Below are 13,495 nucleotides of genomic sequence, written 5' to 3'. Positions count from 1 at the left end.
CCGTGGCTGGACGCCGGCTTTCGAGACGATCTATGAGTACGACGATGCCGGCCGCATGATTCGGTCGCTCACCAGGCAACTCGAGCCGGAGTGGGACGAGACCTCTCGTCTCGAGGCTGAGGCCCTGGCCCGATACCGCACCGAGGTGCACTCCGACGGCTGTGGTCTCCACCCCGCGATCCTCGATCGGTCGGACGTCTACAAGTTCGAGTACGTCGAGGAGAAGTGCCCGGCGTGTGCCTCCCGCGACAAGTACCGCCGCATGCTCGCGGAGCGGGACAAGAAGGACGCTGAGGTCTCCAAGGACATGCCCGCGCGGTCGCCGCGGCGCAGCGACGGACGCCGCATCCTCCTCCGGCCGGTCGGTGCCGACGACGCGACGACTCCCAGGAATGCGGCTGTCGCCGATGCGCCGTCCTCGGGTCCCGCCAAGAAGTCGCCTGCCAGGGCACGCATGACGAAGAAGAAGGGAGGCTGACGTGGTCGGTAACCGTCGTGTGAGCGTGGACGTCGACGCCAACATTTCCCCGTTCGTGCGTTCGATGCAGACCGGTGTCGGGTCGGCCAAGTCCTTCGCCCGCGAGCTGGAGTCGGCCGACAGCCGGATGGCGAACCTCGTCCAGTCCGGGCTCGCCCTGGCACCCGCACTGACCCCGCTAGGCGCCGCGGCGACGCCGGCCATCGCTGGCATCACCACGGCCCTCGGGTTCACCGTCGCGGCCGCGGGGACCGCCGTGCTGGCCTTCCAGGGCGTCGGCGACACGCTGAAGGCGCTCAACGACTTCCAGATCGACCCCAGCAGCGAGAACCTCGAGAAGCTCAACGAGAAGCTCGACGCTCTCGGCCCGGCCGGTGAGGTGTTCGTCCGCCAGCTCCAGGCCATGCGCCCCGAGCTCCAGGACCTCCAAGACATCGCCCAGCAGGAGCTCTTCCCCGGCATGACCGACGGGCTGCAGGAACTGCTCGAGCTCGGCCCGCAGGCCGAGGACGTCATCGGCAGTCTGGCCTCCACCATGGGTGATCTGTTCGCCGAGGCGGGCGACAACCTGAACGACGAGCGGTGGATCGAGTTCTTCGAGTACCTCGATCGCGAGGCCCGGCCGGTCCTGACCGCCACCGCTAAGTCGGTCGGCAACTTCGCCGAAGGCATCACCAACCTCGTGATGGCCACCGACCCGATGTCCGACGACTTCCTGTCCGGGCTGCTCGACCGCAGCCGCGAGTTCGTGGAGTGGTCGGACCGCCTCGACTCCACCGAGGGCTTCCAGAACTTCCTCGACTACGTGAGCGACAACGGGCCCCAGGCCATGGACACGCTCGGTGCGCTCGGCGGGGCCCTGGTCTCCGTCGTGCAGGCCACCGCCCCCGTGGGCGCCGTCGTGCTGCCGATCCTCGAGGATCTCGCCGACGTCTTCGCCGCGTTCATGGGCACCCCGGTGGGACCGGTCATTGTGGCCGCGGCGGCAGCCGTGGGCACCCTCGGCAGGTCGATGGCGCTGCTGAGCGCTGTCGGGCTGCGCGGCGAGAAGGGTGGCCTGAACAGCGACTCGATGATCGGTCGGGCGCTGGGACTTGCGGAGCTCAAGAGCGTTCCCGAGACCTACCGGCAGGTCGCAGCTGCCCAGACGCAGCTCAAGGCGTCGCAGGACGCTCTGGCCACCAGCGCGGTGAAGGCCAGGGACGCCCAGTTCGCGCTGATTCCTACCGCGGACAAGCGCTCCGCCATCACCGAGTACAGCGCCGCCCAGCGGAAGGTCGCCGCCGCCTCCGAGGAAGTCGCGAAGGCTGAGGCTAAGCGCACCGCAGCACTGCGAGCCAGCGCCGCGCAGATGGGCAAGTCCCTCGCCGTCGCCGGCGGTTTCGCAGCGGTGACCTCCGGCCTGACCGACGACCTCGGCCTCAGCAACGCTGCCCTAGGCGCAATGGCCGGGTCGATGCTCGGCGGTTGGGGTGCCGCGGTCGGTGGCGGCGTCGGACTGCTCGTCGACTTCGGGAACGCCGGCGACGACGTCGCGGAGATGATGAAGCGCCTCGACAAGAGCGTGGACGGCAACGTCGCCACGCTGGAGCAGCAGCGCGCGAACCTCAAGGAGACCCGCGCGCAACTCGTGGCCTTGCAGGACGCGGCGTACAACCCAAGCTTCGGCCAAGGCCTCAAGAACGCCTTCTCGCCTGACTTCTGGGCCGAGCTGGTGCAGCACGCCCATGACGGCTCCGAGCTGTTCGGTGACGAGCTGGAGGCCTGGAACGAGCAGACCAACCAGCTGGTGGAGTCCGAGGACGCCCTCTACGGACTCGGTCGCGCGCTCGACATGGTCTTCCAGAAGAACGACAACGGCTCGGTCGCCTTCGCCATCGAAGACCTCGAGGCAGTGGCCAACCGGGCCCAGCCAGCCCTCGACGCCCTCGGGCTCTCGATCGACGAGATCTCCAAGATGGACCCTGCCGGCCAGCAGGCCGCGGCTGACGCGATCCGCGACTGGCTCCTGAACGCTGATACGGCCCGGGGACGCACCGAAGCGCTCGCCGGCGCCTTCCGCGGGCTCGACGACGAGATGCTCTCGACCTCTGAAGCGGCGTTCGACATGAAGAACTCGCTCGACGCGCTACTCGGCCCCGGTCTCAACGTGTCCGCGGCCACCGACGAGTGGCGCGCCGGATTGAGGCACCTGAACGCTGACCTTGAGAAGAACACGGGCTCCCTCTTTGCCAACACCGACGCCGCGGACCAGAACCGCGAGGTCATCCGCGACAAGGTGGGCAATCTTCGCGACATGCTGGTCGCGGAGGCTGAGGCAGGGGCTGGTTCGGCGCGGCTTGCGAGGCTGCTGAAGGAAGGGCGGGCGGCCCTCATCGATGTTGGCGCCGCCGCAGGGTTGTCGCGACGCGAGTTGAACGCCTACGCCAACCAGCTCGGGCTGACCCCGAAGATGGTCCACACAATCATCGAGGCCCAGACAGCGAACGCCGAGGCCGACGTCGAGCGGGTCCGGGCCCGCCTCGACAAGCTCAACGCGATGAAGCCGTCCCCGAAGGTCGACGCGCAGATCGAGGCCGCGGAAGCCAAGCTCAAGCGTCTCCTCGCGCTCCTAGACGCCGCCGACAACGACCGTGAGACCACCATCACCACCCGCATGCAGACGATCTACACCTCATCCGGCGGGGGCGGCACCGTCGGCCGCGGAGAGTCGAAGGCCGAGGGTGGAAAAATCACCGGCCCCGGTTCCGGAACCTCCGACGACGTCCCGATCTGGGCATCGAACGGCGAACACATGTGGACCGCCCGTGAAGTCGCCAACGCCGGAGGACACGCGGCAGTCGAGGCCATCCGAGCCAAGTACCGGTACGCCAACGGTGGCCGCGTCGGCGCAACCCCGAACGCGGGGAACGCCGACGAGCGCCTTGCCGTCCTGCAAGCCGAGCAGCGGATCCGCGAGCTGGTCAAGTCGCTCAACGCCGACGGGAAGGACCGCCTCAAGGGGCTAAACCGCCAGGTCGCGGAGGCGGAGCTGAAGGCGGCCAAGGCCGCTCTCCGCACCGCCGAAGAAGGTCTGGGCGCCACTGCGGCGGCGAAGGCTGACGAAGCAGCCCAGGCGGAGCGAGACAGGCGCCAAGGGATCGAGGACGGGCGGGCCACAGCGCACGAGAAGCGGCGCCAGGACGAGACCGATGCCTTCGTCGCGATGCTCGACGGCCAGCAGAAGGCCGTCGACCAGTTCATCCACGCGGCCGAAGAGCAGAAGTCCGCCGCGGAGGCAATCCGCGACGGTGTCCTGCAGAGCATGAAGCAACTCGGTGAGGCAGCCACCCGCGGCTTTCAGTCCGAGCTGTTTCCTGCACGAACCGGGAATCTGTGGTCTCCCGGCGGCGGCGGGACGGGCTGGCGTGGAGCGCTTGGGCGGGACAACGCCGGCCTCGAGGAACGCCAACAGCTGATCGCCCAGCTCAGCGGCTCCGGGATGTCCAAGGAAGCCATCGCGGCACTCCTCACCGAGGGCAACAACGCCAACATCGCTGACATCCTCAAGCGGGGCGAGGGCGCCGAGTTCAGTGCCATGTTCACCCGGCGGCAGGAGCTCATCGCAGAGACCGCCTCTCAGGCGGGGCAGTTGGTCTACGGCGGCGAGCTCGCGGCAGCCAACGCCGACGTTGGGCGGATCGAAGCTCAACTGGTGATTCTCAACCAGCAGATGGAGCTGCTCAACGGGCTGCGACCCATCACGGTCAACGAGGCCATCAGCGCGCGGGCCACTGCCGACGAGGTCAGCCGGCGCCTGGCGATGGCGGGGGGTGTGTGACGGTGTATCCGGCGACAGGGGCCGTGCTGGGCTCAGTGAAACTCTTCGCCTACGACGACCAGCCCGCTGACGACTTCGGTGTGATGTGGGGGCTCACACAGCTCGATGGCTGGGATGACGGCTGGGAAGGGTCCGGCGCGACCGACCAGAGGTCGCAGGCCGACGGAGCATGGATCTCGCCGCAGTACGCATCGCCTCGCATCATCCACCTCGGCGGGTCGATTGACGCCGACTCATGGGATGCGGTGACCCACGCCTGGAACCGATGGTTGGCGGAGATCCCTTTCCGCAGCCTCGCGCCGCTGCTCGTCTCTGTCGGCGAGGGGACCGTTCCGGAGCAGACGGCACTGGTCCGCCAACACGAAAAGCCAATCTTGTCCCGCTTCGACAACCGAGCCGACTTCTCGCTGTCCTTGCTGGCCCCGGATCCCCGCAAGTACGCCACCTCAGTGCAGTCGGTACCGCTGGTGCTGCCGATTCTGTCCGGTGGCATCGCCCCGCCGCTGACGCCGCCGATCACCATCACGGGTTCCACCTCGCTGTCGCAGGCGACGCTGACCAACGATGGCACTGTGACCACCTACCCGGTGTTCACGCTGACCGGCCCGTGCCCCCCTGCGACCATCCTGAACCTGACGACGTCGGAGGCGATCCGTGTCGTCGACGCAGTGCCCGCCGGCCAGACGCTGGTCATCGACGTTCTCGCAGGGACGGCAGTCACCGGTGGCCAGTCGAGACGCGTCCTCGGCTCGTGGTGGGGGCTCGAGCCTGGCCCCAACGAGATCGCGTTTCGTGCCGACGGGTACGACGCAGCGGCGGGTCTGACCATCTCCTACAGGTCGGCGTGGAAGTGAACGTCGAATGGTGGTCGGTGGACTTCAAGACCGGGACGCGTGGGTCACAACTCCATGTCGACAGGGCCGGACAGGTGAGCCGCATCATCGGCGCATCAACCGACGCCACGAAGAAGGTTCGTTGCTCCAGTGACGGCGTCCCGATCCCGGGATGGGACGAGGGAAGCGCAGGGGCCCGTACGCTCATGGTCGCGGTCGATGCAGACGGCGACCAGATCATCTGGGGCGGCCTCGTGCGCGATCGCGATTCGACGCCCGGCCCATGGGTCGACGTGTCAGCGAACACCCTCGAGGCGTACCTGTCGCGGCGCTACATCAACACGCCCCTGTCGTGGGATGAGGCCGACCCCGCACAGATCGCGGTCGACGTTCTGGCAGGCGTGGTCGCAGACCTTACGCCGCTGACCGTCTCGGCGACTATGACCGGCAACGAGAGTGTCGGCGGCGCCTACACCCCGACCGACAACAAGCGCGTCGGAGACATCCTTTCCGACCTGTCCGGTCTCGCCGGTGGGATCGAGTGGACCGTTGACCTCGAGTGGGCCGACGCCGACCACACCCAGATGCGGTACGTCGTTCGGATCGCGCCCCGCCTCGGCACACCCGGAGGTGTGTCCGCCACCCAGTGGACGATGCCGGGCTGCGTGCGGTCCTTCCGGCTCAAGGAGAGCTTCGGCGAAGAGAACTTCGCCAATGATGTGCTGGCTTACTCCTCTGGCGAGGGCGGTTCACAACCCTGGTCCACTCGCTACGAGGACACGCCCCTGCTGGCTTCGTTTGCCCGGTTCGAGCGCCGGTTTCCCCCCGCCACGTCGATCACTTCGACGACGACACTCGACCAGTACGCCGAGGCTGAGCTCGCCCGGGTCCGCCTGGGGGTGACGCAGCTGAACATTGAGGCCAACCTCGACGCCGCGCCGCAGGTCAACCGCGACTGGTGGCTCGGCGACGACATCGATGTGGCGCTGACCTGCGACCGGTTCCCCCGCCGGTTGGACGCCGAGGGCTTCTGGCAGCCGGGATACACGCGCCGTCTGCGCACGGTCGGCTGGGACCTCGACTTCGACACCGGGACCATCGTCCCCCGGATCCTGGAGGCCGCCTGATGGACAACCGCGGGATCATCGCCGGCCCCGACTGGATCAACCACCAGCTGCAGGACATGCGCCGCGACATCGAGGCCCTGCGGTCCGAGCGGCGAGCGGCCGCGACCACCATCACCGACGGCAGCCTCGTCGTCTCCGGTGGTGGCGGTGTCGAGATCCACGACGGCGGCGACCTGGTCATCCTCGACGCCAGTGAGAACGTCGTGTTCTCCGCGGCCGACGGTCCCGTGCGAACGGCGTTCAAGCAGGTCGACCTCAACAGCGTCGACCTCGCCGTGGGGTTCACCACGTACTGCGCCACCACCGTCCCCGTCCCGGACGGCTACACCCGCGCGATCGTGCAGATGGCCACCTCCGCCGGCACGAGCCTCTCGGGGGTCGGCGCGGGGAACATCGGCGTCCAGCCCGTCGTCGCCGGCAATGCCGGGCCCGGCCTGTCCCAGGGCAAGACCGGCGGCGGAGCCGTGTCGATCTCCTCGTCCATGGCGATCCAGGTGCCAGTGACCGGCGGCGGAACCCTCGCGCTGCACGCCCTGGCGTACTCCAACGGCGACCCCAAGATCGCCGGCTCGGGGAACGTCCACCTGTCCGCCACCGTCATCTTCACCCGCAGCTGAGAGGCGACCCGGATGCCCGACCTTCCGACCATCACCGTGACCCCCGACCAGGCCACCCGGCTACTCGCCGCGTTCGCCGACACCACCGACCCCGTCACCGGCGAGCCCCTGACCCCAGCACAGGCGTACAAGCTGTGGCTCCGCGACCAGCTCGTGCGCTACGTCCTCGCCCAGGAGGGCGTCCGGCTCGACCAGGCGGCCGCCGTCATCCGGCGCCAGACCCTCGACCAACTCGCCGCCGACCTGTCTCCGAGGAGCACCTGATGCCCACCATCGTCACTGTCGACGCCGCCTGGGACACCGGGGTCACCCTCGACGCCACCGAGCTGCGCCGCGTCGACACCGCGATGTTCCTCGGCGACGGCACCGCCAACGGTGTCCGGGGCGGCATCGTCCGCCACGGCGACACCTCGCTCGCCGTGACGGTGAACGGCTCCGACCAGATCACCGTGCAGCCGGGCGCATTCGTCGTCCCTGCCGCGACCGGTCTCGGTGTCTATCGCGGGGCACTCTCCGCAGCCACCGCCCCGACCGGGATCGCCGCGCGCAACGGCACCAACCCCCGCATCGACCTGGTCGTCATCCAAGTCGGCACCGGGTCCGTCGCCACCGTCAAGACGATCGAGGGGAACCCTTCGGCGACACCCTCCGCGCCCGCTCTGCCCGCGCAGCACATCGAACTCGGCCGCCTCAACGTCCCGAAGGTCGGTGGTGGTGCCGTCACCGTCGACTCGACATGGCGGGCCTACGCAACCGCCCTCGGTGGCACGGTGCCCGTCGAGACCTCCGCGCGGCTACCCGGTTCGGGCAACCAGAAGGGGCAGCGCGCCATCGCGCTGGACACGGGGCGCACGTGGGAGTGGTCGGGCACCAGTTGGACCGAAGTCGGCGGATGGGTCGACGTGACCAACGTGAACTTCCCCAACCTGCCGCTCAACGGAGCCGGCAGCGCCGGCCGGTATGTGGTTCACGGCCGTACTGTTCATGCCCGCATCCGAGGGGCGGTAGCCGGCGCAGCCGGGCCGATCTTCATGGACCTTCCCGTTCCTGCGTCAACAGCCATGGGAACCGGCCTGGCCACTTTTCTCGATGGGAGTGCCGTGGCGCTGAACAACGGAACGGGGACCACGGCAGGGATTCCGACTCTGGTCAACGCCAACCAGGTCCAGTTCGTGTCCGTGGCAAGCCCAGGGCCCCTGTGGGCGGCCACCGTGCCCCACACGTGGAAGAACCTGGACTCCATCACGGTGAACCTCACCTACGAACGCGCCTGATGGGCACGTCGAGGAGGACGCCTTGTGGCTGACAGCCGCCCGGCCCGCCTCTTCGTCCTCGCCATGACCTTCGTCGGGCACCCGATGGTCGAGCACATCTCGGGAGGCAACAAGTGAGCGAACCAACCCTGGGTGAAGTCCTCCGCCGACTGGACGAAGTCTCCCGCCAGATGACGCTCCTTGCTGGCGAGATGCGTGCCGAACGAGCTGAGAACGCCCAGACCTACCTACGCCGTGACGTGTTCGAAGCGCGCGACAAGGCCACCCTCCAGCGACTGGAGGACGTTGAGCGCGACAACGCCGACAAGGAGAAGGCCGCCGAGCTGTTCCGACGCCAGATCATCGTCGGCCTGATCCTCGCCGCCGTGCCCGCCGTCCTGGCGATGGTGCTGGCCGTGAACAACTTCATCGCCTCAGGAGGCCAGACCCCATGAAGAGGCTCCCCGTCCCGTCCCGACGCACCGTCCGGACATCCGTTGTCGTGTTCATCCTCGTGGTCACCGTCGCCCTTGGGTGGCTGCTGTGGCAGGTCCTCACGCTCGGGTCCAGCAGCGTCGCGACCCAGCGCGAGCTCGAGCAGGCGAGGGAAGAGCGGGTCACCCTGCTGGAGGCCAACACCCGGCAGGACGCCGCGCTCGACGAAGCCAACAGGCGCCTGACGCGCGCCGGCGAGAACCCAGTGGTTACCCCGCCGGCACCGCCGGTCCTCACAGGCGACGTTGGCCCGGCCGGGCCGCGTGGGTTCCAGGGCGTCCCGGGCGCGCGCGGTGTCGACGGTCCTCCCGGGCCGATAGGCCCTGACGGTGCGGATGGTGAGGACGGGGCACCGGGCGCTTCCGGAGAGGATGGCGCCGACGGCGAGGACGGGGCCCGTGGTGAGCCCGGCGCGAAGGGCGACAAGGGCGAGCCGGGCGAACGCGGTCCAGCTGGTGCCGAAGGACCCCCTGGACCTCAAGGCCCAGCCGGGGTCGACGGGCCGGTGGGACCACAGGGACCGCCCGGCCCGACGTGCCCCGATGGCTACTCGGGCCAGGTCCTAACCGTCCTGACGACCGACGGCGGCACGAAGGACGTCTACGCCTGCGTCGCCAACCCATCTCCGTCGCCCTGACGCTGCTGCTGCGCCTCCGACGCGCGATCGCCCGGCTCATCAGCTGAACTCGTCTATTCGTCGAGACCTGTCAGCGCGATGAGCGTTCCATCGGCTTGGTCCACCTCGCACGAGTACTCGAACTGCTCGTCGCGGGTATCGACCGTTCCGTAGGTGATCCAACGGCTATTGCGCCCGGCTGACTCCCCGCGTTCTTGGGAGAACGAAACGGCTGGCGTCGGAGCAAGGGACGCGCGGACGTAGTCACGGCACGCGTTCCTCCACCCGCCCGGGTGCTGGCCGTCGTCGGTTGCGGCGCAGCCGCTCAATACGAGAGCAGCGAACAGCACACCACCGCATAGCCCCCGCATGGCCCGCAGATTAGCGCAGCGGGATTCCTGCCCCGCCATCCGCCTGACCCAACCCGGAGGTGAGCCGTGCCGAAGCGTCCCCAGCCCGCCCCGGACTTCGTCGTCGGCCACGCCGCCGGCCTCTGGAACGCCAACCCCGACGCCTGGCGCCGGCTCGTCCGCAGCGTCATCGACCAGGACGTCGCTGGTGTGCCGGTCTCCGTGCTGGTGCTCACCGAGACGACGCAGCTCACCCCGTGGAAGCCCGGCGACTGGAACATCTTCCACGACGGGCCGAAGGGCGACACCGGACGCGACGAGTGCGCGATCACGTGGGACACCGCCGTCTGGGAGGCCGTAGACAAGGGGTGGGCCGAGCCGCTCACCGCGCGGACGTTCCGCCTCGACGACGGCCGACCCCGCCCCCGGGTGCACGGCATCATCCAGCCGCTCCGGCACCGAGCGCTCGGCCGCGTGGTCCCGGTCATCGGGCTCCACCCACCCTCGGGCACCGACGGCGGCAACGCCCTGAAGACCAACGACCGGGCACGGATCGCCGTCGACGTCCTGGTCGGTCGACGCCGGCTCAAGAAGCGGCTCCGCAAGCAGTACCCCGGCTGCCAGATCGTCGAGACCGCCGACGAGAACGTCAACCAGTTCAAGGCCTGGGCCCGGCAGCTGCTCGAGAAGGCCGGCGGCGTCGCCGTCTGGACCGCGAAGCGCCTCCCCGGGCGCGGCACCCACCGAGGCGGCCGACTCATCGACGGCATGCGGTTCACCCGCGGCCTGCGACTCATCAAGGCCCGCGTGCTCGATCGGGTTAAGCCGTTCGACCACAACCCAATCGCGGCCGCCTTCCGGTTCCGCCGGCGCCGGAAGTCGTGACCTGGCTCCGTCGCCTCGTCGAGTGGCTAAGGGAGCCGCTGTGCCCGTACTGCCGCCAGCCCCTCGACCAGTGCCGCCGCGAGTGGTGGCTCCACCAATGACTCAGGAGGACGCGATGAGCAAGATCCGGCCGGGCAATTGCGCCGACCCAGGACCCTACGAGGCGCACTGCACGGGCGACCCCGGGCACCGGTACTCCTGCTACGACGCCTCAGAGGACGTGTCGTTCAACGATCGCCAGGACTTCGAGCACGACTGCTCAGACCCAGCGTGTCCGACGCCGCACTTCGTCAATGAGGGGGACTGACCCGTGGCCAGCGCCTCGCTCGCCACCGTCTCGACGGTAACCCTGGGCGGCCGCACCTTCCGCGCCTGCGCCTACTGCACCGCCCACCTCGAGTGGACCATCGAGGAGCTCGCGAAGAAGCACCCCGGCGCCCGCCTCATCGTCATCCAGCCGCCGTGGAACACCGGCGTACCGCAGTCGGCCGGCACCCACGACATGTGCTCAGCGTTCGACGTCCAGATCGTCGGCCTCGGCTGGTGGGAAGCCCAGCGGTTCCTCCGCGCTCACCGCTGGGCCGCGTTCTACCGCTGGTTCACCCCGCGGCTCTGGTCCGACCACATCCACATGCTCTCCCTCGGCTGCCCCGCCCCGAAGGGCGACCTCGTCGCCGGCCAGATCGCCGACTACCAGGCCAAGCCGCCCCGCAACGGCATGAAGGGCCACGCGCTCGACGACTCGTGGCACCCCGCAGACACCCGGAAGACCTTCAACTACGACCGCTGGAAGCGGTCACAGGAGGACGACATGTTCACCGAGGCAGACCGCAAGCTGCTCCAGCAGACCCACGATGCCGCCGACCGGGCCCGGAAGGGCTCCTACAAGCGCGACCTCCGCCTCATCGAGGAGGCGCGAAAGTCCAGCGAGGACGTCGACGCGATCCTCGCCAAGGTCGACGAGGGCGAGTCATGAACTCGACTCGGTGGACCATCCGTGTCACCACGTCGGTCCTGATCGGAGCGGTCGCCCTCATGGTCGTGGGCGCCATCGTGGTTCAGCCCGCCCAGTCCGACACCCCGCCGGCCGAATCGACGTGCGCCTACCCCACGGGCACGATCACGCAGGCCAAGGCGCTCGCGTACAACCGCTGCCGCTTCGACGAGCTCGCAGGGATCACCGCACCGACGCCGACCCCCGCACCGACGCCCAGTGAGAGCCCGACGCCCACGGTCACGCCCACACCGTCGCCGAGCTCCACGCCCACGGCCACCCCGCCCACGGCAGAGCCCAAGGCTCTGCGCGGCTGGGAGCTCAACGACCGCAACGTCGGCCTCGCACCCCACGGCCTCACCTGCGCAGCGCTCCCGGCGTACACCGGCCCAGCACGCCCCGCCCGCGGCGCCCTCATCCGCGGCGTCCGCGTCACCGTGCCGCTCGACCTGTCCGCCGGTGACATCACCGTCGAGAAGACCTGCATCCAGCCCCGCAGCACCGGCTACCACAACAGCTTCCTCGTCACCACGACCACGTGCGCGACCAGCTGCACCGCGACCGCCGTCGGGAACGTGGTCATCCGCGACTCCGAGATCGACGCCTCCATGATGTCCGCCGCGGCGATCGCCAGGTCCTGCGCGTTCCTCGGCGTCGGCACCCTGCAGCGCAACTACATGCACGGCATGGGCTCCGGGATCTGCTTCTTCGAGACCGGCACCGTGCACAACGCGCTGGCCGAGGGCAACTACGTGACCGGGCTGCGGTCCTCGGGCGACTCGCACAACGAGGCCGCGACCGTGCGGGACTTCCGGAAGAACGCCGCCGACACTCGGACCGTCCGATTCGTTGACAACCGGCTCGACTGCTCGAGCGGCAACGCCACCGGGGGCCTGTTCATCCAGCCGACCTGGGTGTCGATCTACAACCTCACCCTGCGCGGGAACTACTTCGAGGGCGAGGGCTACAACCTCTACCTCGAGACCAAGGGCGGCACCTACGGCAACGTCCGCGCCGTCGACAACCGCTTCCGCCCCACCGGCTGGGGGCCGTCGTCGACGTCCGGCCCGGGCTGGGCCGAGTGGTCCGGCAACTACCGGTACGACGCGACCAGGGCCGAGGCCCGAGGCGCCGTCGTCAACCCGTGACCCGCCATGGCCCGACTCACCGTCGTACTTCGTCTCTGCGTCGTGGCCAACGTCCTCGGTCGGCTGCTCGGCCGCGTCATATCCAACCGCAATCTGAAGGAGATCTCGTGAACAGCATCCCGGGCCCCGTGCCCACCCAGGTGCGCAACCCGTTGCGCACCGCCCTCCGCACCGCCGTGCAGGTCGGCATCCCGGCGCTCCTGGCGCTCGGACTCGTCGTCCCGCAGATCGTCGACATCATCCTTGAGGAGTCCGGCGAGAGTCTTCCCGGCTCGGTCCGAGCAGTACTCCTTGCCACTGCCGGCATCGTGACCGCGATCGCTGCGATCCTTGCGCGGATCATGGCCATCCCACAGGTAGAGGTCCTGCTGCGAACCTCGAAGCTCCTGTCTGGCTTCGCGGCCGCACCGATCCCTCCCGCCCTCCGCGGCGAGCGCGGTGCCAGCGACGTCCGGCTCAGCTTCGGCGTCGTCGTGCTCCTGGCCATCGCTGTGCTCGCACTCGCCCTCCTCACCTTCGCCCTGATCGGAGCCTGACATGTTCAACGACGCCGGCACAGTCATCGCCGCCAACGCGCTCGACACCGCCATCACGCACATCCAGGCTCACTCCGGTGCCCGCGGAGCAGCGGGGACCAGCAACGTGATCGGCAGCCGGGTGGCCGTCAACGGGACCGTCGACGCCGACGGCGACATCATCTGGGTAGTCCCGTTCACCGGTCTCGGCGCCACCGTCAGCGTCGCCGAGTTCTCCTACTGGACCGCATCGGCCGCGGGCACCTGCGTCGGTGGCTCTGTCCGCACCACGGGCGACGCCACGAGCAACGCCGCCGGCGAGTACACCGCCACCATCGTGGAGACCAGCACCGCGTCCTGACCG

The 13,495-nt window shown here is 69.1% G+C and carries 15 protein-coding genes; all 15 read left to right on the top strand.

The window, feature by feature from the left end:
* Window positions 1-55: 55 nt before the first annotated feature.
* Entirely contained in the window at window positions 56-478 is a 423-nt protein-coding gene (locus ACP7BP_RS06590) for a hypothetical protein (protein WP_426243682.1), read from the top strand.
* Between the two features lie 55 nt (window positions 479-533).
* A complete protein-coding gene (locus tag ACP7BP_RS06585; protein WP_426243680.1) occupies window positions 534-4,298 on the top strand; it encodes a hypothetical protein in 3,765 nt (1,254 codons plus the stop codon).
* A 35-nt stretch (window positions 4,299-4,333) separates the two neighbouring features.
* Window positions 4,334-5,152 (top strand): phage distal tail protein, encoded by an 819-nt coding sequence (locus ACP7BP_RS06580; protein ID WP_426243679.1) that lies wholly within the window; start codon window positions 4,334-4,336, stop codon window positions 5,150-5,152.
* Window positions 5,153-5,226: 74 nt separating this feature from the next.
* A complete protein-coding gene (locus tag ACP7BP_RS06575; RefSeq protein WP_426243677.1) occupies window positions 5,227-6,258 on the top strand; it encodes a hypothetical protein in 1,032 nt (343 codons plus the stop codon).
* Entirely contained in the window at window positions 6,258-6,875 is a 618-nt protein-coding gene (locus tag ACP7BP_RS06570) for a hypothetical protein (RefSeq protein WP_426243675.1), read from the top strand. The genes ACP7BP_RS06575 and ACP7BP_RS06570 overlap by 1 nt, the downstream gene beginning before the upstream one ends.
* Before the next feature lie 12 nt (window positions 6,876-6,887).
* Entirely contained in the window at window positions 6,888-7,139 is a 252-nt protein-coding gene (locus tag ACP7BP_RS06565) for a hypothetical protein (RefSeq protein WP_426243673.1), read from the top strand.
* Window positions 7,139-8,149 (top strand): hypothetical protein, encoded by a 1,011-nt coding sequence (locus ACP7BP_RS06560; RefSeq protein WP_426243672.1) that lies wholly within the window; start codon window positions 7,139-7,141, stop codon window positions 8,147-8,149. Before ACP7BP_RS06565 ends, ACP7BP_RS06560 begins: the two co-directional genes overlap by 1 nt.
* Before the next feature lie 170 nt (window positions 8,150-8,319).
* Window positions 8,320-8,583, top strand: coding sequence for a hypothetical protein (locus ACP7BP_RS06555; RefSeq protein WP_426243671.1), 264 nt, complete (start codon window positions 8,320-8,322; stop codon window positions 8,581-8,583).
* Window positions 8,580-9,260, top strand: a complete 681-nt coding sequence (locus ACP7BP_RS06550) for a hypothetical protein (protein ID WP_426243669.1) — start codon at window positions 8,580-8,582, stop codon at window positions 9,258-9,260. Before ACP7BP_RS06555 ends, ACP7BP_RS06550 begins: the two co-directional genes overlap by 4 nt.
* Window positions 9,261-9,676: 416 nt before the next feature.
* Entirely contained in the window at window positions 9,677-10,474 is a 798-nt protein-coding gene (locus ACP7BP_RS06545; protein WP_426243668.1) for a hypothetical protein, read from the top strand.
* A 115-nt stretch (window positions 10,475-10,589) separates the two neighbouring features.
* The gene (locus tag ACP7BP_RS06540) at window positions 10,590-10,781 is read left to right on the top strand and encodes a hypothetical protein (RefSeq protein ID WP_426243666.1); all 192 of its coding nucleotides are present in this window, start codon (window positions 10,590-10,592) and stop codon (window positions 10,779-10,781) included.
* Between the two features lie 3 nt (window positions 10,782-10,784).
* Complete coding sequence (locus tag ACP7BP_RS06535) at window positions 10,785-11,450, top strand: hypothetical protein (RefSeq protein ID WP_426243664.1); 666 nt, start codon at window positions 10,785-10,787, stop codon at window positions 11,448-11,450.
* Window positions 11,447-12,616, top strand: a complete 1,170-nt coding sequence (locus ACP7BP_RS06530) for a hypothetical protein (RefSeq protein WP_426243663.1) — start codon at window positions 11,447-11,449, stop codon at window positions 12,614-12,616. The genes ACP7BP_RS06535 and ACP7BP_RS06530 overlap by 4 nt, the downstream gene beginning before the upstream one ends.
* Window positions 12,617-12,723: 107 nt before the next feature.
* Window positions 12,724-13,152, top strand: coding sequence for a hypothetical protein (locus ACP7BP_RS06525; RefSeq protein ID WP_426243662.1), 429 nt, complete (start codon window positions 12,724-12,726; stop codon window positions 13,150-13,152).
* 1 nt (window position 13,153) lies between these two features.
* Window positions 13,154-13,492 carry a hypothetical protein gene (locus ACP7BP_RS06520; protein WP_426243660.1) on the top strand — a complete coding sequence of 113 codons (339 nt, stop codon included), beginning with the start codon at window positions 13,154-13,156 and terminating at the stop codon, window positions 13,490-13,492.
* Window positions 13,493-13,495: the final 3 nt, after the last annotated feature.

It is taken from the genome of Nocardioides sp. LHG3406-4, from assembly GCF_049897745.1.
Taxonomy (GTDB): Bacteria; Actinomycetota; Actinomycetes; order Propionibacteriales; family Nocardioidaceae; genus Nocardioides.
This window is presented reverse-complemented; position numbering and strand designations above follow the sequence as displayed.